We start from the raw sequence: 23,602 nt of genomic DNA, 5'->3' as shown, positions 1-23,602 counted from the left end.
CGTACCGTGCGGAGTAAGCGGTATAGGTTTTCTCTCTGATACTGATCGCCGGACGCGCTCACCGCTCCTCGAGCAGCGCCATGATCGCGCCGCCGCCACCGATGCTCATGCCGACGAAGCCGCGGGAGACGTCCGGATCGTCACGGAATTGGTAGGCGAGGCTGGCCGCGAGCATCCCGCCGGAGGCGCCGATCGGATGGCCGAAGGCGACCGCCCCGCCGTTCGGGTTCACGCGTTCACGGGGAATGCCGATTCGATCCATCACGTACACCGCCTGGGCGGCGAACGCCTCGTTGATCCAGTAGGCGTCGACGTCGTCGACGGCGAGATCGTTTCGATCGAGTAGATCCTCGACGACGTCGCCGACGGCCTCGTTGAACCGATCGGGGTCCCGGTAGGCGGTCGCGTAGTCGACGACGCGCGCCATCGGCTCGAGCCCGCGGTCTTCGGCTGCGGCCTCGTCGGCCAGCAACACCGTGCCCGCGCCGTCGCTGAGCTTCGAAGCGTTTCCGGGGGTGATCGTACCGCCCTCCGCGAACGGCGTCGGCAGTTCGGCCAGGTCCTCCAACGTCGAGTCGGGTCGCGGTCCCTGGTCGGTGTCGACCGTCTCCCCGTTCGTCTCGACGGGGACGATTTCGTCGTCGAACGTGCCGGAGTCGATCGCTTCGGCGGCGCGCTGGTGGCTCTCGAGGGCGTACTCGTCCTGTGCTTCGCGCGAAACCTCCTCGCGGTCGACCAGCCCCTCGGTGATCTCGCCCATGTGGACGTCGAGGTTCACGTCCCACAGCGAGTCGAGCAGCATCGAGTCCTCGAGTTCGACGTTGCCGTAGCGACGCCCCTTCCGGTAGTCCGGCAGGATCCACGGGGCGTTCGACATGGACTCGAAGCCGCCGGCGACCGCGAACTCGGCCCGACCGGCCGCGATTCGGTCCGCCGCGAGCGAGATGGCGCTCACCCCCGATCCCGAGGCCTCGTTGATCGTCGTCGCGCGCGTCTCGTTCGGCAGTTCGGATTTCACGACGACCTGCCGACCGGGCACCTGGCCGATTCCGGCCTGGATGGCGTTGCCGAGGGCCACCCAGTCGACGTCCGTGTCGTCGATAGAAACTCGCTCGAGGAGGCCGTCTACGGCTATGCGGCCTAACTCGACCGGTTCGACGTTCGCGAGCGATCCGAGTAACGTTCCGTGTGGCGTTCGTGCGCCGTCGACGAGGACGACGTCGGTATCTGGCTCAGTCATAGTCGTTCTGTCGACACGAAACGGGATCAAACTTGACCCAGGTTCTGCGGCGTGGCGACGGCGCCGCTCCGATTCGGTTCTCGCTCGAGCGCTCGGGTGATCGTCCGGCTACAGTTCCTCGGGTTGCGTCCCGATCCCTTCGAGCCACCCCGGCGGCGTCGCGGCCGACGGCTCGGCGTGCTCGCGTTTCAACACCATCGGCGTGCGCTCGAGTGTCAACACGTGCTCCCCGTCTTGGTTGTACGCCCGGAGTTCGGTTTCGACGATGCCGACGTGGTCGCGGGACTCGAGTTCCCGCTTGCTCAGCACTTCGCTCTCGGCGTAGATGGTGTCACCGTGGAAGACGGGTGCGTGATGCCGAATGTTGTCGTAGCCGAGGTTTGCGGTCGCGTTCACGGAGATGTCGATGACGCTCATCCCGACCGCGAGCGCGATGACGAAGGTGCCGTCGACGAGGCGCTCGCCGAACTCCGTCTCGGCGGCGTACGCCTCGTTGAAGTGCATCGGGTTGAGGTTCATCGTCACGTTCGTCATCCAGACGTTGTCCGTCTCGGTGACGGTGCGTCCGAACGGGTGTTTGTAGATATCTCCCACCTGAAAGTCCTCGTAGTAGCGGCCGTGCCACCCGCTGACGAGGCGTTTATCGGTCGATTCGTCGTCTGGGCTGTGTGTTTCGTTCAGTTCGTCTCCTTCGTCCGTCTCTGTGGTGTCGGTCATATTTTTCACTCGGTGAATCGATCCTGCACCCGATCTCGCAATAGCGTTTTCTGTACCTTCTCGCCGTTTGGTCCCTCCGTCGTCGGGAACTCGTCGACGAACTCGAACGCGGCGGGCACCTTGTAGTCGGCCACGCGGTCGTCGAGGAACGACTCGAGATCCGCTGCGGACACGTTGAAACCTCTGTCATCGGCTGCGACGACGAACGCGACCGGCACCTCACCGTGACGAGGATGGGGTGCGCCGACGACTTCGCAGGAGCGAACGGCCGGGTGCTCCTCAACGGTAGCCGCGATCTCTCGAGGTGCGACGAGAAACCCACGCGTTCGGAGCGCGTCGTCGAGTCTCGAGCGGTAGTAGACGTAACCGTCGTCGTCCATCGTACAGAGATCGCCGGTGTAGAACCAGCCCGACTCGTCGAAGGCTTCGGCAGTCGCTTCGGGGTTGCCGAGATAGCCGTCCGCGAGCAGGTAGCCCCGGAGGGCGAGTTCGCCCTCCTCGCCGGTCGGTAGCTCCTCCCGCGTCTCGGGATCGACGATCGTCGCGTCGATCGCCGGATGGATCGGTGGCCCGCCGACGCGCTTCCGTCGGGACATCGAGTCGGCCGGATCGCCGACGAAGATCTGGCTGTTCGCCTCGGAGAGCCCGTAGGGCTGGACGACGGGAAAGCCGAACGTCTCCTCGATGCGCTCGAACAGCGCCTCGTCGAACCCCTTACTGACGAATCCGACGACGCCGCGTTCGATCGTCCCCACGCGCGACCGCGCGAAGGACTCGTGCTCGAGCAGCCGTTCGAACATCACGCCGAGTCCCGTGAGGGCGGTCGCGTCGTACTCGTCGACCAACTCGAGGGTCGCCTCGGGATCGAAGTGCGTCTTCGCGACGAGTGTCGCGCCGGTCGCGAGGTGGCTGAACAGGGTGTTGTACCCCCAGATCCCGCAGAACGGGAGCGTTGCGACGCCAACATCCTCGTCGGTGACGCCCAGATGATCCGCGACGTGAGCGGAGTGGTTCAGCAGCGACCGATTCGACTGCAGACAGCCCTTCGGATCGCTCGTCGTGCCACTCGTGTAGAAGATGGCTGCCGGGGCGGTCGGATCGGACGCCGGCTCGAGCGAGTTTCGTCCGTCGTTCCGTCGCTCACCCCCAAGTCGATCACGTCCCGTCTCGAGGACGCTCTCGTACCCGCGCAGTGCCGACAGGTTCGACGGCGAGTCGAGGCTGACGACGCCCTCGAGTGCGGGAATCGAGCCGGGAGCGAACGAGTCGGGTGATTGCGTCGCGAGTTCGGGAACGGCGGTCTCGAGCATCTCGTGGTAGTTCCGGCCGAGCAGTGACTCCTCGGTGACGAGTACGCTCGCTACCGAATCGGTGAGCATGTACTCGAGTTCGTGGGTTCGGTAGCGCGTGTTGACGGCGACCATCGCCGCGCCGAGGAACGACGTCGCGAGCTGACTGACGATCCACTCCGGCCGGTTCCCGAGCCAGACGGCGACGACGTCGCCCGCCGAGACGCCCAGATCGGCGAGTCCGTGAGCGAGCGCGCGGCTCTCCTCGAGCAGTTCCGCGTAGCTCCAATCGGTTCCTCGAAAGACGACGGCCGTCCGGTCCGGTCGATCCGACGCGACCGACGCCACGCCCTCGTAGATGGTTTTCTCCGGCCAGGCGAGCATTATCGTACGCGATCAGTCGGAATCGGACGACAAAACCGTTGTGCCGTGTGCCCGTTTCTCACTCGGCGGCTGTGTGCTCGCCGCCATCGGCGTGCTCGCTGTACGCCTCGCCCACGCGGTCGGCGTTCGGCCCGAACTCGCGCTCGAGGAGTTCGGGGACGTCTTCGGGCTGAACGTCGGAGTACCACCGGTTTCGCGGCTGGATGGCGATGGCCGTCCCCGCCTCGCTGCAGAGGCCCAAACAGGCGGTTTCGGTCACCGAGATCGGGCTCCAGAACGCGTTGCGCTCGCGGAGCCAGGATTTGACCGCCTCGAGGGTCTCCTGCCCGCCGACGTCGGCACAGCAGGCGTACTCCGAGTCGCGGTCGTTCGTACAGACGAACACCTGTGCGGCGAGCCGGTCGCGCTGTTTTTCGGTTCGGTTTTGCATTGGTTATGGACTGACCGTGAGACACTCGTGTGTGCCGTCGGCGTCTGTGGACGGGCCCGCGCGACGTCGGACGGGGGTAAACGACCCGACGAACGGGAGTCCGGTCGTGACCTGGAACGGCGTCAGATCGGTGTGGGCGGTTTCGAATCGGCTGTGGACGGCGTCGCTCGTCTCCATGGAGAAAGTCAATTTGAAGTAGTGAAAACATGGTTGTAAAAGTATCGGTCGGTCAGCCGCCCCGCTCTCGGACGCGTTACCGAGTCGGCGAAAAACGTCCCACGTTGTCACGATTCGCCCGATACAATTCGCTGAACCGTCAGTTCGTCTGGCGGATAACGAAATCGTTTTCCTACGGCTACCGCTTGACTCGACTAACGACGAGTGACATGAATATCTATCGACTGTCTCGAGGAGGGACGCGCCGTGGCGGCTGAACGAGTGCTCGTACCGCTGTCGGATACGGTGACCGTTCGACAGACGGTCGGCTACGCGGTTCAGTCCGGTCTCGAACGAGCGGACGAACTCGAGGTCCATCTGGTGGTCGCGTTACCCCACGAGGCGGACCTCATCGAGGGCCAACAGGAGACCGAGGCGGCCAAAGAGCTCCTCTCGAAAGCGGCCAACTGGGTTCGAGAGGACGCCGGCAGTGGGCCGATCACGGTCGAGACGACGCTGCTCGGCACCGACGAGTATCTCTTCGGTCCCCGCGACTTTGCCAGTGCGTTCGACGACTACGCGCGCGAACACGACATCGAACTGGTCGTGCTCGACCCGGAGTATCAGCCGGGTGCGACGGCCCAGATGCTCCAGTCGATCGAACGCGAACTCGACGCCGTCGGGTTGGCGTACGACGAGGCACCGGTCGAACGACCGGCGCGCCACGAGCGACTGGTCGGCGACGGGACCGAACGCTTCGACCGCCTGTTCGCCCTATTCTGGATCTCCTACGGTTTCTATCTGATTCTCGGGGACCCGACCTACTGGTTCGATCTCGTGACGGGCGCGGCGGTCGCCGGCATCGTCTCCGTCTCGCTCGCACACATCACGTTCACGTTCCCGCTCGATCGGATCCAGTCGCCGATTCGAACGCTCCGATTCGGCCTCTACGTCCCGTATCTCATCTGGGAGATCGTCAAGGCCAACCTCGCGATTTCGATCGTGATCCTGCGGCCGTCGCTGCCGATCGATCCCACGATGACTCGTCTCAACGCCCGAGTCAGGGGCGGACTCCCGCTGCTCGCGCTCGCGAACAGTATCACGCTCACGCCGGGGACGCTCGTGGTCCGCGGCGACGACCAACGGCTGATCGTGCACACGCTGATCCCGTCGGCCCGCGAGGATCTCTTCGACGGGTCGCTCGAGCGCGCCGTCAGATTCGTCTTCCACGGCCGCGAAGCGGCTGCGATCGCGTCGCCTCGCGAACGCGGGGATACCGAGATTCTCGGAGGTGACGAGCAGTGATTCCGAGCGGCGTGACGGTCGAGGAGGTCTTCCTCGGCGCGGCGGCGCTGTTCGTCGTTCTCGCGATCATGATGTTCTATCGGGCCGTCGCGGGGCCGACGACGCAGGACCGCTTGCTCGCCGTCAACGTGCTCGGGACGAACACGGTCGTCATCCTGGCCTTGCTGGCTGCGGGGCTCGACGAGCCGTGGTTCCTCGACATCGCGTTGATCTACGCCCTGCTCAACTTCTTGATGGCGGTCGCCATCTCGAAGTTCACCGTCGAGCGAGGTGGTGTGCTGTGATCGAGTCGATCCGATTCTGGGCGATCATCGTCCTCATCGCTTTCGGACTGTTCTTCACGTTCGTTTCGGCGATGGGCGTGCTTCGATTGCCCGACGTCTACGCCCGCGCACACACCGCATCCCAGGCGGACACGCTCGGTGCGGGGCTCGCACTCGCAGCCGTCGCACTCGCGCTCGGCTGGCAGCACGCGACGGTGTACACCGTCTTGTTGCTGTTTTTCGTCTTCATCACGAATCCGACCGCGGCCCACGCGATCGCTCGCTCGGCCGCAGAGAGCGGTATCGACCCGTGGACGAAAGAGTCGGAGGAGGAGGGTGAGACCAAATGAGCCCGTTCGCCCTCACCCTCGCCGTCTTCATCCTGCTGACCGCGATCGCCACGGCCCTGTTCCGTGACGTCCTCTCGGCGATCGTCGTCTTCGGCGCCTACAGCCTCGGCATGGCGATCCTCTACACGTACCTGCTCGCGCCCGACGTCGCGATGACCGAGGCCGCGATCGGCGCCGGGGTGACGACGATTCTGCTCCTCTTGACTATCGCGCGGACGAGTCGTCCGCCGACCGATCAACTGTTCGAACGAGTGAGCGTGCCCGCCGTCGTCGCCGTGGGCGCGTTCGTCCTCGTGACGCTGACGCTGCTTCCGGATATGTACGCGGTCGGCACCGAAGACGCGCCGATCTGGGGCGGCGGCGTGCTCGAGCAGACGCCCTCGCTGTACTACCTGCAGGAAACGTACGCCGACACCGGCGCGCAGAACGCGGTTAGCGCAGTGTTGGCCTCCTACCGTGGGTTCGACACCTTCGGCGAGGCGGTCGTCGTCTTCGCCGCCGGCGTCGCCGTTCTCCTCGTTCTCAAACGGGAGGTGTTCACCTAATGTCTCAGACCGACTCCTACGACGATACCTACACCGAGAGTCAGGTGATCATGACGACGGTCAAGATCATCGCACCGTTTACGCTCACCTACGGCATGTTCATGAGCCTCCACGGGGCCGACACGCCCGGTGGGAGCTTCCAGGGCGGCGCGATCATCGGCGTCACCGTGCTCATGCTCGCCTTCGCGTTCGGAATCGAACCCACCCGTCAGTGGCTGAAGAACTCCTTCGTCGTCGGACTCGTCACCGGTGGTGTCACCATCTTCATCGCAACCGGTCTCGCCACCATGGCGCTCGGGGGGAACTTCCTCGAGTACGACGCCTTCAGCGAGACGTTCGGCATCGCCCACTACTGGGGGATGGAAGCGATCGAGGTCGGCGGCGTCGCACTGATCGTCGCCGGCGTCGTCATCACGCTGTTCTTCGCGACGGCCGCGGGCTTTACGCCCGAACGCCGCAGTCGCGGAACCGACTCTCTCGATCGGGAGGTGAGCGACGATGATTGAGGGGACACTCGACGTCCTCACGACGCGGTACGCCTACGCACTGATGTTCGTCCTGATGGGCATCGGGATCTACATGATCATCGCCAACGAGAACCTCGTGAAGAAGCTGATCGGGGTCAATCTCTTCCAGACCGCGATCTTCCTGTTTTTCGTCGCGGTCGCCTACGTCGAAGGCGGAAACGCGCCGATCGTTCCGTCGGATGGAAGCGATCCCGGTCTCATGGCGAGTCCGCTCCCGCACGTGATCGTGCTGACTGCAATTGTCGTCGGGATCGCGCTGACGGCCGTCGGTCTCGCGCTCATCGTCCGCATCTACGCGGAGTACGGAACCCTCCGCGAAGACACGCTCCGGGAGGTGCGTGCCGATGAGTAGTCTCGCCGAGATGCTGCCGGCCCTGCTGGTCGCCGTGCCGATCCTGCTGGCGGCCGTACCGATCGTCCTCGGCCTCCGGTTCGAGCGCACGGGCTGGTCCGTCGCCGCGCTGACGACCACCGCGTTGACCGCGGCTACGGTCTACCTCGCGGCCGCCGTCTACGAGACCGGCCGTGTCGTCCACGTCCTCGGCGGGTGGGGCGAGACGGCAGACCGACCGCAGGGGGTCGGCATCGAACTCGTCGCCGACGAGTTCTCCGTGTTGATCGCCCTGCTCGTCACCGTCACCGCCGCGGGTGTCCTCGCGTACACGCGCGTAGGCGGGCCGCGCGGGAACACGTTCTACACCGGCTACCTGCTGCTCATCGGTGGCCTGCTCGGGCTCTCGCTGACCGGCGACGTGTTCAACATGTTCGTCTTCCTCGAGATCGTCGGGCTGGCGACCTACGCCATGATCGCCGCCGGCGACGGTCCCGAATCCGCGGTTGCAGCACTGAAGTACCTCATCCTCGGAACGATGGGGGCCTCGCTGTACCTCATCGGCGTCGGCTTCCTCTTCATGGCGACCGGCGCCCTGAACATGGACGTTCTCGGCGAGGCGATTCCGCTGGTCGCCGAGGAGGGCGGCAGCGATCTCACGCTGCTCCGTGCGGCGTTCGCCTTCATCTTCATCGGCTTCGCGCTGAAGGTGGCCCAGTGGCCCCTGCACACGTGGCAGCCCGATGCCTACCAGCACGCCCCCGACGGCGTGACGCCGGTGATCGCGGCGCTCGTCTCGACAGTTTCGGCGTACGCGCTCGGCCGAATCATGTACAACGTCTTCGGCCCCGAGTTCCTCACCGCGACGCCGTATCTGACCGAGATCGTCGTCACGGTCGGCTGCGTGAGCGTCCTCGCCGGCAGCACCCTCGCGGTGATCCAGCGAGACGTCAAGCGGATGTTCGCGTACTCTTCGGTCGCGCAGTTCGGTCTCATCGTCGCGGCCTACGGGCTCGTCACGCAGACGGCGTTCGTCGGCGCGGTGATCCACCTGATCGGCCACGGCGTCATCAAGGCCGGGCTGTTCGTCGCCGCCGGCGTCGTCGCGCTCGGCTACGGCGCCCGGACCGTCGACGGCTACGCCGGCCTCGCCGAACACAGGCCGTACACCGCCGGCTCGATCGCAATCTTACTGATCGCGCTGATCGGCATCCCGCCGTCGGCCGGCTTCATCGGTAAGTGGTACGTCGCCGTCGGCGCGGTCGAAGCAGAGGTCTGGCCCGTCGCCGTCGTCATCTTCCTCAGCACCATGCTTACGCTAGCCTACTCGGCCCGGCTGCTCGAGAAGATGTACTTCACGCCGGCGATACCGGTTGAATCGCCACACTCACCAGGACCGGTCGCGGCTGACGGTGGAACTGATACTGGCGCCGACGACCACGACGGCGCCACGGCCCTCGGTCGCGATTCGTTCCGCCGAGGATCCCCCGACGCCGTCTCGATCGGCATGCTCGGAATCCTCGTCGTCATCGCCGTCGCCGCCGTCTTGCTCGGCTTCGCCGGTGGTGCGTTCTTCGAGTGGCTCGAGCCGTTTACGTCGGAGGTGTTTACTGAATGACTGAAGTTGCAGACCCACGTCCGTTAGCCGCCGTCCTCGTCTCGGCGCTCGCGATGTGTCTGATCATCGCGTCGTATCGCTATCCGAACGTCCGCGAGAGCTGGTCGGTCGTCGCCGCACTGGCGAAGTTCGGAATCATCCTCAGCATGCTCCCCGGTGTGATGGACGGCACCGTCTACGAGTGGAGTCTCGCGGACTCCCTCGGCGTCGAGTTCCTCGCGGGAATCGACTTCGTGTTGCGTGCCGATCCGCTGGGACTGCTGTTCGCCTTGCTCGCGAGTTTCCTCTGGATCTTCACCTCCTTTTACGCCGCGGGCTACATGCGAGGGCTCGACGAACACGCTCAGACGCGCTTTTTCGCCTCCTTCGCGGCCAGTCTCTCGACGGCGATCGGGATCGCCTTCGCCGGCAACCTGGTGACGATCTTCATCTTCTACGAGCTACTGAGCCTCGTCACCTACCCGCTGGTCGCCCACAACGAGGACAACGAGGCCCGAATCGCGGGGCGGAAGTACCTCGCGTACACGTTCTTCGGCGGCGGGGTCTTCCTGCTGGCCGGGACCGTGCTGGTCTACTGGCTCACCAGTAGCGCCGATCCAGCGGGCGAGGCGCATCTGGCCTTCGAATCCGGCGGTATCGGGATGCTCGCCGAGGCCGCACAGGCCGACCCCGTCTTCGCTCAGGCCGCCTTCTACCTGCTGATCGCCGGCTTCGGAGTCAAGGCCGCGGTGATGCCGCTTCACTCCTGGCTGGCCGACGCGATGGTCGCGCCGACGCCGGTTTCGGGACTGCTCCACGCAGTGGCGGTCGTCAAATCCGGCGCGTTCGGGGTGGCACGCGTTATCCTCGACGTCTTCGGTCCGGGACTCATCTACGATCTGCCGTTGAGCGTTCCCGGAGTCGGGGAGGTAGGGCTGAATATCCCGCTCGCGATACTGGCCGCGTTCACGCTTACGGCGGCGAGTATCATCGCCCTGCGAAAGGATCACCTGAAACGCCGGCTCGCGTTCTCGACGACGGCACAGCTGTCCTACATCGTACTGGGGCTCTCGATGCTCCATCCGCTCGCGATCCTCGGGGCACTGTTCCACATCCCTGCCCACGCGTTCGGGAAGCTCACCCTGTTCTTCTGTGCGGGGGCGGTCCACGTCGAGACCCACACCGACTACGTCAGCGAGATGGCCGGCATCGGCAAGCGGATGCCGCTGACGATGTCCGCGTTCGCCATCGGCGCGGCCGGAATGGCCGGCATGCCGCTGATCGCCGGCTTCGTCAGCAAGTTCTACATGTTGATCGGCTCCGGCTCGGTCGGTGGCGGCTACTGGCTCTTCGCCACCGCGCTGATCGTCTCCGGGATCCTCAACATCGCCTACCTCTGGCCGGTCGTCTACACGGCCTTCTTCGAGAGCGAGGATCGCCACGACGCGAAACCGCTGCTCGAGTTCCCGCCGGGCGGCAAACGCGAGTCGTACTTCGAAGACGATGCGGCGGTCGCGACCGACGGTGGCGATCGATCCGACGAGAAGCCCGAAAGCGGCCAACCGCAGCCTGCGGACGAACGGGACGACGAAACAGAGGCCAAAGGCGCCGGCACGCCCGAGACAGTCAACGACGAAGACGAGCCCGAATATGCTGTCGACAAGTATCCGAGCGACCACACCGTTCCCGAGGATGCAGAGACCCACGACGACCACGCCGAAGACCATCACGATCACGGCGACCACCACCACGGCGGCCCGCCGGCCGGCGGCTGGGAACGCCACTCGCCGTTCACCGAGAGCACGTGGCTCATGATCTTCCCGATCAGCGTCATCGCGACCGGCGCGGTCACGCTCGGCGTGATCCCCGACTACGCCGTCTTCCTCGACCTCGCGATGTACATCGTCGAGGGCGTCTTCGGCGTCGACTCGTTTAACGAGTTACACGATCTCTCGCTCGAGGAGGCGATGGAGGTGATCGATCGATGATCGAAGCAGACCTACTGACGATGGCCTACCCGCCGCTGATCGTCTTCGCGGCGGCCCTGCTCGTGCTCGTCCTGCCGCGCATCCTCGGCTTCGCGATCGGTGCGCTCAGCCTCGCTGCTGTGGTGGCCATTGCAGTCTTCGCTCCAGAGGGTGCCCACCTCACGGGGACCTTCCTCGGATTCTCCGATATTCGGCCGTTCTACATCGACGAGTTCACCCGAATGATGGGGATCGCCCTCGGCTTCCTCGGCACGTTCGCCGTGATCTACGCGTACTCGAGTGAAGCCACCAAAACGATGGCCGCGTTCGCGCTGGCGTACGTCGCGAGCGCGTTCGGCGTGGCTTTCGCAGGCGACTGGCTCGTCCTCGTCTTCATGTGGGAGATCATGGCGCTGACGAGCACCGTCCTGGTCTGGCACTACGGCGGCGACGCCGTCCGCGCGGGCTATCGGTACGCGATCGCCCACGGTATCGGCGGCAGCCTCGTGCTGTTCGCGGTGATCGCCCACTACGCGCAGGTCGGGACGTTCGTCTTCGGCGAGGGCGTCGACTATCCGAACGCCCTGCTGGCGGGCGGGTTCGCGGAGGGGCTGCCGATGTTGCTCGCGATCCTCGGGATCGGCGTCAACGTCGCGTTCGTCGGCTTCCACACCTGGCTGCCGGACACCTATCCGCGGCCCCATTTCGCCGCGTCGGTGTTCCTCGCAGCCTTTACCACGAAGACGAGCGCGTACGTCCTCCTGCGTGCGGTTCCGGAGGGGAACATCTACCTCGCCTACATGGGCGGGCTGATGGCCGTCTACGGCGTCGTCTTCGCGCTGCTCCAGCACGATATGCGCGCGCTGCTGTCCTACCACATCCAGGCCCAGCTGGGCTACATGGTGGCCGGGATCGGTATCGGGACCACGATCGGTGCCGCCGGCGCGATGGGGCACCTGTTCAACAACGTGCTCTACAAGAGCCTGCTGTTCATGGCCGTCGGGGTCGTCATCTACCGCACGCGGGAGAACGACCTCTACAAACTCGGCGGACTCTGGCGGGAGATGCCGCTGACCGCGATCGCCTTCTTCATCGGCGCGCTCTCGATTACCGCCGTCCCCGGCTTCAGCGGCTTCATCAGCAAGGGGATGGTCCTCGACGCCGCCGATCCGCACTACTACGGCGGATCCGAGTATCAGGCCCTGTACTGGCTGCTCTTCATCGGTGCGATCGGGACCTTCCTCTCGTTCATCAAGCTCGGCTTCTACGTCTTCTTCCACGGCGAGAGCGATCGGGAGGTCAGAGACGCAAAAACTGGCCAGATCACGGCGATGTTCTCCGTCGGTGGCGCGTGTGTCGTCCTCGGGCTGCCGGTGATCGGTTGGCCGGTCTTCACCGATCTGTTGCCGTTGATCGACGGGACGGAGTTCCTCGGCCCCGGCGGCGAAGGTCAGACGCTGACCCCCTACAGCATCGGGCACTTGCAGGACGCGGCTATCCTGATCGCCGTCTCGGCTGTCGGCTTCAAGCTCATCCGCAAGCCGCTCTCGAAGCTCGACTACTCCGACCCGGCGTTGATCGTCAACCCCATCACCTACCACGTCGGTCGCGGAACGATGCGAGCGACCACGGGGACGTACGCCGCGGTCGACAACGCGGTCGTCAGCTTCGTCAAACGCTGTTACTGGGTTGGGAACAACCCCGTGCTGGCCGTCGACGCGGCCGCTCGTCGGCTTCCGATGGTCGACGCCGAGGAGCGCCGGCCGGCCGACGGCGGCCGTCCGTCGACGATTCACCTTCGGATTAGCATCGGCACGACCGTCCTGTTGCTCACGATCGTACTCACGGTCGTCCTCTGGCTGCTCATCAGCTGAAATTCGCCTCGGACGAGTTCCTGCTTTCCGTCTCCGCCGAACTGATTCACCACCCCCGAGAACCGTCAGTCAACGTTCGACGGCTGTCGCTCGAGAGACCACTCACGTATCAAACCCACGTCGGACAGTCTTTCCTGTCGAAAACCGCACTCATCTGGGCTCCGCTATCGTCTCAGTCCTGTTCCGACTGCTCGTCACGGTCGCTCGAGCCGACGTCGATGATCGAAGGCGGCGATTCCGGGACGGCGATCGTTCGCTCGAGGACCGACGCGCGGAGCGCGGGCTTCGACGTCGTCGCTTCGCGCCGGTACAGATCGCTGTCTCCGTCGGCGGTCTCCCGGACTCCTCGCGGCGTCAGGTAGTCGCCGTCGATGTTGACGTCCGCGTCCTCACAGAGCCGTTTCAGGACCGAACGAGCACCTTCGGTAGTGATCGCCGGTGGCGCGATCGAACGCTCGCGAGCGAGTCGGGTCGCCGTCGTCTCCGCGAGAAGCGCGTCGATTTCGGGCTCGGTGTGGCCCCGGTCCGCCAGTACGCTCCTGACGCGACGGGCGATCGATGGCGCGTGACGCGTCGGAAACAGCGGCCAGTCGTTCGACGGCGGATCGAGAACGACCCGGTAGCGTCGCAGCGGCGTCCGGGCGGATGCCGGCAGTGGCACGTCCTCGAGTCGCTGTGATTTCCCGAGCACGCGGATCGTTCCCGTATAGAAGTCGACGTCGTCCCAGGTCGCCCCCGTGCGCCGTTCGTCGTCGGGGACGCGAAACAGTTCGGAGCCGCGAACCCCGGAGTGAGCCAGGAGGGCGACCATCGCGTACTCTCGCAGTCGGCTGCAGCGTTCCTCCCGGTCGAGTTCGCCTGCCGAGGCCTCGAGTGCGCGTTCGCGGACGTGCGTCCGGAGCCGTCGGCGCTGCGCGGCCGTCCAGAACTCGTCGCTGGATCGATCGTCTCCGGCGGGGAGGGCGGATTCGGCAGCGTCGGCCGCGGCCGGGTTCGACTCGAGAATGCCGCCGCGGACGCACCACGAGAGAAACGCTCGGACGACCGCGTAGTAGGTCCCGGCGGTCGACGCCGCGTACTCGCCGCGGTCGGCCCGAGACCGCAACTCGACGGCGTACGCCCGCATCTGTTCGGTCTCGAGGGAAAACAGCGAGACGACGCCGTGTTCGGTCTCGAGCCAGTCGCCCCAGCGCCGCAGAATCGACTCGGCGTTCGACGCGTAGGTTCCGGCACCGGGACCGTCGGGGTCGCCGACGGCCTTCCGCTGGAGGTAGGCGTCGACCGCGTCGACGACGGTGACGCCGTCGGCGTTGCTCACGGTTCGATCACCCGCTCGACGAACGGCTCGATATGTGAGGGCTGTTCCTGAGTCATACCGTTTCGGGACGTCGTTCGCTCGCGGCTGCCGAGGACACGGCGAGCGCAGCCGGTGGAATCGACGCCGCGAATCATCTGTTCGTACGGTACTGGTCCACCACCCTAAATCTGTGTTTCGGTCTCACGCCTCCGGAAAGAAACGAGATCAATCGAACGAACTGTCGGTCCGAACGGACTCTCGCTTCTCGTGACGGTCGCCATTATGGCCGCTGACGGCGTACGCCACCCTATGACACGTCAGGCGTCACGCCGCTCCGTGCTGGCCGGCGCCGCCGGTGGGGTCCTCTGCGGCGTCGCCGGCTGTCTCTCGAGGAGCCGAGGCGTCGAGCAAACGGTAACGAAGACACACACCACGGACGAACTGCGGGCGGTAACGGTCTCGACGACGCTCGGCGACGTCGACGTTCGCGCGACACCGACGGACGCGATCGACATCGAGGGACAGAAGGCGGCCGTCAGCCGCGACGACCTCGAGTCGGTCGGCCTGTCGACGACGGCCGCCGACGGCGTCCTCGATATTTCGGTCGACCGAGACGACGCACGGACCGTCTTCGGGCTCCGTCCCGATCCGGTGCTCGACCTCTCGGTCGCCGTTCCGGACCGACTCGAGGTGCGACGGATCGAATCGAAGGCGGGGGATCTCGACGTGAATGACGTCGTAGGAAACCTTCAGATAACCTCCGAAACGGGAGATCTGAGTGCAACGGCCGTCGAAGGGATCGTCTCGGCCGCGACGGAGACCGGCGACCTCGCTGTCGAGGATCCCACGTCGATCGACCGACTCGTCACCGACACCGGCGACGTGGACGTCTCGCTGTCCGGGATCGACGACGACGCAACCATCGAGTCGTCGACGGGTTCTATCGATCTGCGCGTTCCCGACGAACTCGATTTAACGCTCGAGATCACGACCGAGACGGGCCAGATCGAAGTTACCGACGTGGAAGACCTCCCGGAGATGTCCGGCGATTCGTTGATCGAAGCCGTCGTCGGTGACGGAGCGACGCGACTCGAGGTTTCGACGGAAACGGGAGACGTGACGGTGAGGGGCCGGGAGTAGTGATCGTCCCGGTGGGTACCGGGGCCGTTCACGGTCGATAGCTGTCGATTGAGTGTGAAAATCAAAATATATTTAGTAATACGGATTGATTTTTTGACCGTAACTACTACATTGCACGCTCGTTCGAAGATGAAACGACGGCGGCGAACTCCTGAAGGGACGACTCGGTCGAGACGCGGTCAGTTACTCGTTTGGCCGAACCGTTCACGTCGGGGGGACGCGATCCGGAACGACGAGCAATCGAGTGCGTGTACCGAGTCACGATGATACCACGGTGGCTCCAGCAGAGTTTCGCGATTGCCCGTGCCGAACGGCGGCGCTACCGCCGTGAGTTCGGTCGGCAGGGAATCGGACCTGGAATCGTTCGCGGCGTGTTACTGATCGTTGCGGTCGTCTCGGGGATGCTAGCCTACTCGGCCGGCCGGGACCTCGCTTCCGAGCGGGCGATACCGCTCGAGGCCCTCTGGATTCTCGTCGTCGTGCTGTTCGGCTGGTTGGTGTGGCGGAGTGCAACATTGACGCACATGCGATTCGAGCGCCTGGCTCCCGACATGCTTCTCACTACCGTTCCGACCCGAGCCGCCGCCACGGGAGTACTCCTGTTCGTCTATGCCCGAGTAGTCGCGGTGATCGCCCTGCCAACGGTCGGCGTCGGAGTCGGGGCCGCGTTCGGGCTCCGGTCGCCGGCGGTTGCGGTGACGATCGTAGCGGCGACCCTCGGCGTCACGGCTCTCGCCGTCGGCGTCGGCGTTGCGGCCAGGCTCACCGTCTATCTCGTTGGAACGCGGCTAACCCGAGGAGGGTTCTACAGGGACTTGCTCGTCGTGTTCGGCTGGGTGCCGCTACTCGCCGGATGGTTGTTGCTCCAGGAGGCGTCGCTGTCGGTCGCTCCGCTGCGCTCCGCCCTCGAGTCACAACCGCTCGCGTGGTTCGTCGACCTCGCGCTCCTCGGTGCAGGTGATCTGCCGGCTATCGAGACCCATCGTGGGCTGGGTGCACTCGGACTCGTCGTCCTCACGGTGCCGCCCGCCGTGGCCGTAACCGTCGCGGTCGCCCGTCGGATCTGGGAGTCCGAACCGGCCAGTTCGAGCGGCTCTCACGGCTCACGCACACTTACTGCGGACGGCTGGCTCGATCGCCTTCTCGGAGACTACGTCTCGCGGCCCGTCCGTACCATCGCTCGAGAGCGCTGGCTCATGGAACGACGCGTTCCACGAGGGCTGCTGTCGACGGGGTACGTACTCCTGTTTGCAGCGCTGGTCCTCCTCCCGACGTTCAGTATCGCCGGGGGGCCGAACGGGCTGCTGTTGTTCCTGACGATATCGCTCGGACTCGCGGCTGGCATCGCCTTCGGGACCGATCCGTTCGGGATCGAGTACCGAACGCTGCCGATGCTGTTGACCACGGTCGGTGGACGGCAGTTCGTCGGCGGCTACCTCCTGGCTGCACTTACCGTCGGGGTCGTCGTCGTCACGGCAGTCGTCTTTCCGCTCGGACTCGTGGCTCCCGTCGGTATCGCGGAGACGATCCTGCTCGTCCTCGTCGGTATCGCCATCTGCGCGGCTACCGCCTCGGTCGGCGTCGCGATCGGAACCGGTGTTGAGCGCCACGAGTTCGTTCCCGCTCCGTTTTTCTTCACCGACGTTCCGGTGTATACCGAAATGGGGCTGGTTCCGTTCCTCAGGCTCGGGGGGGTCTTCGTGATCGTGTCACTCGTGGGACTGCCAGCCTTTCTGGGGAACTCTCCACCGGTGTACGAACGGCTCGCAGTACTCGGTCTGTCGACCGGCGTCGTTCGACTCGGTGCGCTCTTCGCCACGATACTCGTTGCTGCTGGCGTTTCGAAAGCGGCGTCCCGAATCGCTATCGATCGATACCGTCGGTACCGAATCAGACGAGGCTAATCCATGACAGACAGAACGAACGACACGAACGCAAAGACACGGTCGATCGATCCCGAGCGGCGCGATCAACTCGCCGTCGCCACGGACGGACTGACGAAACAGTACGGTGCGACGACGGCCGTCGACGACCTGACTCTCGAGATCGAACCCGGCACGGTGTACGGCTTTCTCGGACCCAATGGCGCGGGCAAAACGACTACGATCCGGATGCTGACGTCGTTGCTGCCACCGACCACCGGCACCGGTCACGTCGCCGGAGCGCCGATCACCGACCGGGAGGCGGTCGTCGACCACATCGGATACCTGCCCGAATCACCGCCGATACACGAGGAGTTCACGGCTCGCGAGCAACTCGAGTACCACGGCGGACTACGAGATATGAGCCCGGACGAACTCGACGTCCGCATCGAGACGTTGCTCGACCGCTTCGAGCTCACCGACGATGCCGACGATCGGATCGTGACCTACTCGAAGGGGATGCGCAAGAAGACCGGCCTGATTCAGGCCATTCTGCACGAACCGGACGTCGTTTTCTTGGACGAGCCGACGGGTGGGCTCGATCCGCACGCCAGACGAACCGTTCGTGAGGTGTTGAGCGAGCTCGCGGCAAACGGAACGACCGTTTTTCTGTCGACACACATCCTGCCAGTGGTCGAACGAATCGCAACCGAGGTAGGGATTCTCTACGAGGGACGACTCGTCGAAGAAGGTGCGCCCGGCGTGCTCGTCGATCGGATGGAATCCGGTGACGAATCGACGCTCGAAGCAGTGTTTCTCGACGTAACGACGGACCCGGAGTCCGAGTGACTCGTCGGGCTGCCAGTACTCTCGGCGTTCGGTTACCAGAACTGTGGGATACTGCACTCGCGTGTGCACGCTACCGCAGCGCTGGCACCGACGCACACGGCACACGGTGCACAGGTGTAGGGAGTCGGTGCCGACGCACACGGTACACACGTTCGAATTTCTTCCAATGAAAATCACTGAGGAGATTCCACGACCCCGACTCCCAAAACGATAGAGAATTGATATACCATCATAGGATTTACACACTTCGGTAAGCAGAGCAATACCCCCGAATATTGCACAGCTGGGCATTCATACCGCTATACAACTTGCTTTGCGAGTGCACAGTACATTAGCCCAATAATGTACGGTGGATTTAGGAGGGTTGCTTCCGTCTCCGAAGTTGAGTCGATGGTAGATACCGAATCCGGGGGTTCGTCCGGGGAAACGCCGCTCGAGGCGGCGACAGCCGAGTTCGTCGCCGAGCGCGACGGCAACTACGCACAGAACCTCGAGTACAGTCTCGAGAGCTGGATCGACTGGTGTGCCGACCGGGACGTCGACACGCTCGAGGGGGTGTCGCCACTGACGATGCGGAACTACGCGTCGCACCTCAAGCGTCGGGCACACGCCGATGCGATTAACGCCTCGACTGCACAAACGTACTACAACTACGTCTCGGCGCTGTTGGCCCGATCCGTCGAAGTGGGCGTCCTCGGGGAGAACCCCGCCGAGAAACGCGAAGCGAGAAAACCGCTTCCGGTGGCGACGACCGACAGCGGCGACCAGCAGTTCTGGCATCCTGAACAACGAACGGCGATCATCGAATACGTCGACGAACGTGCTCGAGCGGCGGTCGACGAACAGGGCAGCGACGCCGTCGAAGCGGTTCGCGATCGCGCACTGATCACCGTCCTCGCGTACACGGGCGTCCGCGGATCGGAGGTGGTAGCCGATTCACGACACGACCGCCGAAACGGACTGCGGTGGTCCGACGTCGACCTCGAGAACGGTGTTATCCAGGTCTTCGGCAAGAGCCAGGATCGGGAGGAGGTCGGACTGACGGGTCAGACGATCGACCCGCTGTGCCGACTTCGGTCGCTCGTCGACCCGCCTGCCGAGTCGTGGCCGGTGTTCCCCTCGAGACATCCGCCGTCGTTGTACGAGCGTATTCGAAATGCGGGATACGACGTCTCCGACGCTGACCCGTGGACGTTCGTTCTCGAGAACGCGATCGAACCGCCGTCGGTGACCATCTCCGGGACGCGAACGCTGTTGAAACGACTGTCGGACGAAGCTGACGTACCCGGACTCGCGGACGGCGAGTATCTGACCCTCCACGGCGCTCGACGGGGGGTCGGTGAAACGTTGTACAGGGAACACGGCGCACAGCGGGCCCAGCGAACCCTTCGCCACGCCGATCCGAAGACGACGTCGACGATGTACTCCCACATCGAAGCGAGCGAGTTGGGTGCGGACAATACCGAAGTGTTCGACGACGAGTGATCGTCCGTTGCTTCGGCATTTCTCGCTCGAATACGGTCCGTCTTCAGTCGGTGCGTTCGGTCGCGAACCCAGCGATCGCTTCGAGTGACGTGAGAACTGCCAGGAACACCAACAATCCGATACCGATCGATTCCAGATGGAGGAAGGCGACGGCGCCCCACAGCACGGAGGCAGCGGCCGCGGCTCCGCCTGGCGAACCCGGCGGTGCCAATCTATCTCTTTCAGACGTTTCCGATCGATCTGAACCGCCGTTGTCCTGACGTCGCTCGTCGGTCATATTCGCGCGATACGACCTGCCGATACAACTACCTGTGCACGTGACTGAACCCGATATAACTCTCGGCCAAATGCAGGCGACAATGGATCGCGATTCGGTTGTTCGTGTTCACGCAAAGGCGGTCACGAGTACCGATGTACATTCGGAAGTCGAATTTCGCCGTCCCATCGAGGAGAGAGACGGATGGGTGACGCGACGCTCCAGCGACGTGGCTGGCTCGTCTCCGCGACCTGCCTCGTTCTCTGGGCCGCGAGCACGCTCTCGTTCGCCTGGTACGCCTTCGTCGTGGGTCTCTCGGCGGCTCAACGGCAAGCGCTCGAGCAGTTCCTCTCCCGCCCTTTCGAAACGACGATCGAACCGCTGGTCGCGTTATTGGCCTCGACCATCGTACTGGGAGTTCTCACCGGCTTCTCGCTGGTCTACTACGGATACGTGCAGTGGCGATACGCACGACAGCGTCGGCTCGCTCTCGAGTACGAACTCGAGGCCGACCGTCAGTAACGATCTTCGACGTACTCAGTTATCGTCGTCTTCATCGGGAGCGCCGCCCGTCGGCTCCGCCGCGTCATCGGCACCGGCGTCGCCCTCGTCGCCGACTTCGTCGGGATGCTCGGCCTGCTCGTCGTCGCCGTTGTCACCGTTCCCCCCATCGCCGTCGTTCTCGTCCGGTTCGCCGTCGTCCGGCTCCTCGTCACCGGGGCCCTCGTCGCTGCACCCGGCGAGCAGGGTTATCGAGCCGACTGCAGCGAGTCCCGTCAGTTCGAGCATGCGCCTACGGTTGCGATCCATCGTGTACGTTGGTTGTTTCCCCTCCGAGACATATCGGCGGTGCTTGCGATGCCGTGTGCGAACCGCGTCGAACAGTGCCGAACCGGCACGCGACGCCCCTTTCGATTGGACCGGGGACGGGGATCAGGACGGATGCTGGTGGCGGACCTTCTCGGCGATCTGTCCCGGAACGGGCGTCCCGCAGTCCGTACACTTCCAGCTCCGCGTCGTGATCCCGGACTCCTTCTCGAGATCCTGTGCGAACTTCAACAGCGCGCCGCAGGTGCATCGATAGGTCGTGCGGGTCATACCGAGGCAGTCGCCACGCCGGTGCGTAAACGGTGTGCCAGCGATGGAAGCCGCACGGTGCTAATCCACCACGAACGACAACGCCTACGGTCGTAAGTCTCGAGAGGACACACAATGGCCGAAACGGACCATCGTATCCCGGTCGGCGACGGCGAATCCGTCGCCGCCGTCCACCACGAGGCGACCGGAGACGACTGGCTGGTCTTCTGTCACGGCTTCCTGAGCGACAAATCGGGGAGCTACGAGCGACGCTGTCGTCGAGCGGTCGAACGGGGGTACAACGCCGTTCGGTTCGACTTTCGGGGCTGTGGCGAGTCCGACGGCGCGTTCGTCGACCAGACGCTCAGTTCGAAGCTCGCAGATCTGGCGGCCGTCGTCGAGTGGTTCGAACCACCGTCGTACGCGCTGTTCGGCTCGAGTTTCGGCGGCAAGGTCGCGTTCCACGCTGCTGCCGAGGACGAGCGTCTCGAGGCAATCGTTACGCGGGCCCCCGTGACCTACAACCCCACGTTCGACGCGTACCGAACGGTCGTCGAGGGCGAGGGTGCGTGTCAGTTCGACACCGGTGATCGGATCGATCAGCGGTTCTTCGCGGACTTCGACGACTACGCGTTCGACGACGTCGCGGACTCGATCGACGTTCCGGTCGCTATCTTCCACGGCCGGCAGGACGACTCCGTCGACGTTTCCCACAGCATCGAGGCCACGGCTGCACTCGAGACGAATCTCCTCCTCGAGACGTTCGCCGAGGAAGGCCACCTGTTCTCGTCAGAAGCGGAAGAACGGCTGCTCGAGCGGACGTTTCACTGGCTCGAGACGCAGTGATCGCCTCGCCACGATAAATCGCATATCGATATATCATTCTTCTCGGCCGCTCGAACCGATTTTCAAGTATCGACAGCAGTCCCAAATCGCCACCGGTCGGCCTCGAGAGCGGATTCTCTCGGTCAGAAAAACCGGACCGTTTTTCATAGCGTTGCCGGAACGAACAGGTAGCAGTGAGTGAGGATACCGATCTGTCGACAGTACTCGCGGTGCTCGACGACGAGTACGCACGCAAAATCCTCACCCATACGAGCATCGAACCCATGTCTGCCAGTACCCTGAGTGACCGGTGTGATGCGTCCCTACCGACGATTTATCGTCGACTCGACCGCCTCGAGGAGTGCCAGCTTGTCACCGAAGAGACGGAGCTCGCACCCGACGGAAATCACTACAGCGTCTACAGCGCGAACCTCGAACATCTCGAGCTCTCCCTCGAGGACGGCTCGTTCGAACTCGAGGTAACGTATCGCGAGGAAGACGTCGCCGACAAGTTCACCCGTCTGTGGGAGGGGATGCGATGAGCCAGGACATCGTCCGGATCGACGAAGCACCGTTGTTCGAACTCTTGACCGTAGCGACGCTCTTTCTCGTCGCGCTGTTCGGTACGGTCATCGCCTATCAGGCCTACCGCGGCTACCGTCGCAACGACGCGGGATCGATGCTCTATCTCGCCACTGGATTGCTCTTGTTAACGCTTTGTCCGTTCCTGATCAACGTCACGGTCACGACGATTGCCAGCCCGGGACAGGTCGTCACGGTCTTTCTCGAGAACGTGAGTCGACTTCTCGGACTGGTCGCGATCATGTACTCGCTGTACGGCCACCACTGAGACGGGCTGCTGTAACTGGTTACTGGACGACCGCAAGATGGCTCGCTGATGCTCTGGAGATGACTTACCGTATGGGTCGAGCACGCTGGGTCCTACTGGCTGCAAAACTGAGACGAGTGTCGGGTTCGTGGGGCCGAAGCGGAGGCGGGGACTGGGGGACCACTTTGTCGGGGAGACCGTCCGGACAACCGTGGTCCGGCACGTGATCGTCCGCCGGGGGCAGCAGTTCGTCAGCGGAGTGGCACCGTTGGGCCGTTGGGATGATCGGGTCCGACGACACACGCCGTTCGGAGGGAAGGACCCTCCCGCTCCCTCCTTTCGACTAGCACGTAATAGTGATACGAGCGAATTTTCTGAGTCGGAAAATCCTCACGACGGATCGACTCGGTTGCGTCGCGTTCGACCAAGTCGTGATCGAGACGCGAGTGTCAACACGTTCTTCGTGTCGCTCTTCGAGGATTCGATATGCACTTTCTCGTCGGCACGGCGTCCGTGCACACGACGGCAGCGATCTGTGACTACCTCGACGAGCGCGCGACGAGCGACGACGACGCCACGGTCGTCGCCGTTGCACCGGCGGACGACGCGACGGCACGGCGGGACGCACAGGAGGCGTTGAACGTCGCTCCCGTCAGGTTGGCTGCGCTCGGCGACGTTGAAACGGAGCTACGAACCGGCGAGGAGCCGGTCCAAACGCTCCTCGAGACCGCGACGGAAGTCGACGCGGACGAGATACTGATCGCCGCTCACGACGGGCTCGCCGACGAGTCGACATCCGTCGGGTCGACCACGCGGCGGCTGCTCGAGACGGCGTCGCTGCCGGTCGTCGTCGTGCCAGTCCCGGACGCGTAACGAGTTCGAGGAGCGTCGAAATTACCCTGGAAGCTCGAGAGAACCGTGCTGATAACGACTGTGCAGGAAGTTGCAAGCATCAAAATAGTCAAATTTTTGTCGGTAGCGAACGGCTACTTAATCGGCAGTCCGGT

Annotated in this window: 27 protein-coding genes; 18 read left to right on the top strand and 9 right to left on the bottom strand. The window is 64.2% G+C overall.

Translation table 11 applies throughout. From position 1 onward, the window contains the following. Nucleotides 1–58 precede the first annotated feature (58 nt). The 5 genes from BLT08_RS19945 to BLT08_RS23510 form a co-directional block, all read right to left on the bottom strand. Nucleotides 59–1,240, bottom strand: coding sequence for a thiolase family protein (locus tag BLT08_RS19945; protein ID WP_090311542.1), 1,182 nt, complete (start codon nucleotides 1,238–1,240; stop codon nucleotides 59–61). 108 nt (nucleotides 1,241–1,348) lie between these two features. Beyond that, nucleotides 1,349–1,957, bottom strand: coding sequence for a MaoC family dehydratase (locus BLT08_RS19940; RefSeq protein ID WP_090311540.1), 609 nt, complete (start codon nucleotides 1,955–1,957; stop codon nucleotides 1,349–1,351). A gap of 5 nt (nucleotides 1,958–1,962) precedes the next feature. Next, the gene (locus BLT08_RS19935) at nucleotides 1,963–3,630 is read right to left on the bottom strand and encodes a class I adenylate-forming enzyme family protein (RefSeq protein WP_090311538.1); all 1,668 of its coding nucleotides are present in this window, start codon (nucleotides 3,628–3,630) and stop codon (nucleotides 1,963–1,965) included. A 58-nt stretch (nucleotides 3,631–3,688) separates the two neighbouring features. Further along, a complete protein-coding gene (locus BLT08_RS19930; protein ID WP_090311537.1) occupies nucleotides 3,689–4,060 on the bottom strand; it encodes a (2Fe-2S) ferredoxin domain-containing protein in 372 nt (123 codons plus the stop codon). A gap of 3 nt (nucleotides 4,061–4,063) precedes the next feature. Continuing rightward, nucleotides 4,064–4,237, bottom strand: coding sequence for a hypothetical protein (locus BLT08_RS23510; RefSeq protein WP_245724289.1), 174 nt, complete (start codon nucleotides 4,235–4,237; stop codon nucleotides 4,064–4,066). Between the two features lie 246 nt (nucleotides 4,238–4,483). Between BLT08_RS23510 and BLT08_RS19925 the strand changes: the two genes are divergently transcribed. The 9 genes from BLT08_RS19925 to BLT08_RS19885 are packed head-to-tail and all read left to right on the top strand — an operon-like array spanning nucleotide 4,484 to nucleotide 12,975. Further along, nucleotides 4,484–5,521: a monovalent cation/H+ antiporter subunit E gene (locus BLT08_RS19925; protein WP_090311535.1), complete on the top strand. Its 1,038-nt coding sequence runs from the start codon at nucleotides 4,484–4,486 to the stop codon at nucleotides 5,519–5,521. Then, nucleotides 5,518–5,805, top strand: a complete 288-nt coding sequence (locus BLT08_RS19920; RefSeq protein ID WP_090311533.1) for a cation:proton antiporter — start codon at nucleotides 5,518–5,520, stop codon at nucleotides 5,803–5,805. Before BLT08_RS19925 ends, BLT08_RS19920 begins: the two co-directional genes overlap by 4 nt. Next, complete coding sequence (mnhG, locus tag BLT08_RS19915) at nucleotides 5,802–6,134, top strand: monovalent cation/H(+) antiporter subunit G (protein ID WP_090311531.1); 333 nt, start codon at nucleotides 5,802–5,804, stop codon at nucleotides 6,132–6,134. Before BLT08_RS19920 ends, mnhG begins: the two co-directional genes overlap by 4 nt. After that, a complete protein-coding gene (locus BLT08_RS19910) occupies nucleotides 6,131–6,679 on the top strand; it encodes a DUF4040 domain-containing protein (protein ID WP_006091089.1) in 549 nt (182 codons plus the stop codon). Before mnhG ends, BLT08_RS19910 begins: the two co-directional genes overlap by 4 nt. After that, nucleotides 6,679–7,185 carry an MnhB domain-containing protein gene (locus BLT08_RS19905; RefSeq protein WP_090311528.1) on the top strand — a complete coding sequence of 169 codons (507 nt, stop codon included), beginning with the start codon at nucleotides 6,679–6,681 and terminating at the stop codon, nucleotides 7,183–7,185. Before BLT08_RS19910 ends, BLT08_RS19905 begins: the two co-directional genes overlap by 1 nt. Then, a complete protein-coding gene (locus BLT08_RS19900) occupies nucleotides 7,178–7,558 on the top strand; it encodes a cation:proton antiporter subunit C (RefSeq protein ID WP_090311526.1) in 381 nt (126 codons plus the stop codon). Before BLT08_RS19905 ends, BLT08_RS19900 begins: the two co-directional genes overlap by 8 nt. Further along, nucleotides 7,551–9,155 (top strand): proton-conducting transporter transmembrane domain-containing protein, encoded by a 1,605-nt coding sequence (locus BLT08_RS19895; RefSeq protein ID WP_090311792.1) that lies wholly within the window; start codon nucleotides 7,551–7,553, stop codon nucleotides 9,153–9,155. Before BLT08_RS19900 ends, BLT08_RS19895 begins: the two co-directional genes overlap by 8 nt. Then, entirely contained in the window at nucleotides 9,152–11,122 is a 1,971-nt protein-coding gene (locus tag BLT08_RS19890; protein ID WP_090311524.1) for a proton-conducting transporter transmembrane domain-containing protein, read from the top strand. The genes BLT08_RS19895 and BLT08_RS19890 overlap by 4 nt, the downstream gene beginning before the upstream one ends. Then, entirely contained in the window at nucleotides 11,119–12,975 is a 1,857-nt protein-coding gene (locus tag BLT08_RS19885) for a Na(+)/H(+) antiporter subunit D (protein WP_090311522.1), read from the top strand. Before BLT08_RS19890 ends, BLT08_RS19885 begins: the two co-directional genes overlap by 4 nt. 172 nt (nucleotides 12,976–13,147) lie before the next feature. On the opposite strand, the gene BLT08_RS19880 is transcribed toward BLT08_RS19885, so the two are convergent. Continuing rightward, nucleotides 13,148–14,293: a tyrosine-type recombinase/integrase gene (locus BLT08_RS19880; RefSeq protein WP_090311520.1), complete on the bottom strand. Its 1,146-nt coding sequence runs from the start codon at nucleotides 14,291–14,293 to the stop codon at nucleotides 13,148–13,150. Between the two features lie 288 nt (nucleotides 14,294–14,581). Between BLT08_RS19880 and BLT08_RS19875 the strand changes: the two genes are divergently transcribed. The 4 genes from BLT08_RS19875 (at nucleotide 14,582) to BLT08_RS19860 (ending at nucleotide 19,608) form a co-directional block, all read left to right on the top strand. Next, nucleotides 14,582–15,412 (top strand): DUF4097 family beta strand repeat-containing protein, encoded by an 831-nt coding sequence (locus BLT08_RS19875; RefSeq protein ID WP_090311517.1) that lies wholly within the window; start codon nucleotides 14,582–14,584, stop codon nucleotides 15,410–15,412. Between the two features lie 263 nt (nucleotides 15,413–15,675). Next, nucleotides 15,676–17,316: a hypothetical protein gene (locus tag BLT08_RS19870; RefSeq protein ID WP_090311790.1), complete on the top strand. Its 1,641-nt coding sequence runs from the start codon at nucleotides 15,676–15,678 to the stop codon at nucleotides 17,314–17,316. A 3-nt stretch (nucleotides 17,317–17,319) separates the two neighbouring features. Continuing rightward, nucleotides 17,320–18,123 carry an ABC transporter ATP-binding protein gene (locus BLT08_RS19865; RefSeq protein WP_090311516.1) on the top strand — a complete coding sequence of 268 codons (804 nt, stop codon included), beginning with the start codon at nucleotides 17,320–17,322 and terminating at the stop codon, nucleotides 18,121–18,123. 390 nt (nucleotides 18,124–18,513) lie between these two features. Beyond that, on the top strand, nucleotides 18,514–19,608 hold the full coding sequence (locus BLT08_RS19860) for a tyrosine-type recombinase/integrase (protein WP_090311514.1): 1,095 nt from the start codon (nucleotides 18,514–18,516) through the stop codon (nucleotides 19,606–19,608). Nucleotides 19,609–19,651: 43 nt separating this feature from the next. On the opposite strand, the gene BLT08_RS19855 is transcribed toward BLT08_RS19860, so the two are convergent. Then, a complete protein-coding gene (locus BLT08_RS19855; RefSeq protein ID WP_090311512.1) occupies nucleotides 19,652–19,885 on the bottom strand; it encodes a hypothetical protein in 234 nt (77 codons plus the stop codon). Nucleotides 19,886–20,068: 183 nt separating this feature from the next. On the opposite strand from BLT08_RS19855, the gene BLT08_RS19850 reads away from it, so the two are divergent. Continuing rightward, nucleotides 20,069–20,386 (top strand): hypothetical protein, encoded by a 318-nt coding sequence (locus tag BLT08_RS19850; RefSeq protein ID WP_245724288.1) that lies wholly within the window; start codon nucleotides 20,069–20,071, stop codon nucleotides 20,384–20,386. A gap of 15 nt (nucleotides 20,387–20,401) precedes the next feature. Here the strand turns inward: BLT08_RS19850 and BLT08_RS19845 are convergent, their stop codons facing one another. Both BLT08_RS19845 and BLT08_RS23180 read right to left on the bottom strand, forming a co-directional pair. Further along, a complete protein-coding gene (locus BLT08_RS19845) occupies nucleotides 20,402–20,653 on the bottom strand; it encodes a hypothetical protein (RefSeq protein ID WP_245724287.1) in 252 nt (83 codons plus the stop codon). Nucleotides 20,654–20,797: 144 nt separating this feature from the next. Further along, nucleotides 20,798–20,962: a hypothetical protein gene (locus BLT08_RS23180; protein WP_175529393.1), complete on the bottom strand. Its 165-nt coding sequence runs from the start codon at nucleotides 20,960–20,962 to the stop codon at nucleotides 20,798–20,800. A gap of 114 nt (nucleotides 20,963–21,076) precedes the next feature. Here BLT08_RS23180 and BLT08_RS19840 point away from each other — a divergent pair, with 114 nt between their 5' ends. The 4 genes from BLT08_RS19840 to BLT08_RS19825 all read left to right on the top strand — a co-directional run bounded on the left by BLT08_RS19840 (nucleotide 21,077) and on the right by BLT08_RS19825 (nucleotide 23,468). Further along, a complete protein-coding gene (locus tag BLT08_RS19840; protein ID WP_090311509.1) occupies nucleotides 21,077–21,787 on the top strand; it encodes an alpha/beta hydrolase family protein in 711 nt (236 codons plus the stop codon). A gap of 173 nt (nucleotides 21,788–21,960) precedes the next feature. Then, nucleotides 21,961–22,308 (top strand): ArsR/SmtB family transcription factor, encoded by a 348-nt coding sequence (locus tag BLT08_RS19835; RefSeq protein WP_006091105.1) that lies wholly within the window; start codon nucleotides 21,961–21,963, stop codon nucleotides 22,306–22,308. After that, complete coding sequence (locus BLT08_RS19830) at nucleotides 22,305–22,616, top strand: DUF7521 family protein (RefSeq protein ID WP_090311506.1); 312 nt, start codon at nucleotides 22,305–22,307, stop codon at nucleotides 22,614–22,616. Before BLT08_RS19835 ends, BLT08_RS19830 begins: the two co-directional genes overlap by 4 nt. A gap of 465 nt (nucleotides 22,617–23,081) precedes the next feature. Beyond that, on the top strand, nucleotides 23,082–23,468 hold the full coding sequence (locus BLT08_RS19825) for a universal stress protein (protein WP_090311504.1): 387 nt from the start codon (nucleotides 23,082–23,084) through the stop codon (nucleotides 23,466–23,468). The last annotated feature ends 134 nt before the right edge of the window (nucleotides 23,469–23,602 follow it).

The sequence above is a fragment of the Natronorubrum texcoconense genome, from assembly GCF_900100335.1.
Lineage (GTDB): Archaea > Halobacteriota > Halobacteria > Halobacteriales > Natrialbaceae > Natronorubrum > Natronorubrum texcoconense.
This window is presented reverse-complemented; position numbering and strand designations above follow the sequence as displayed.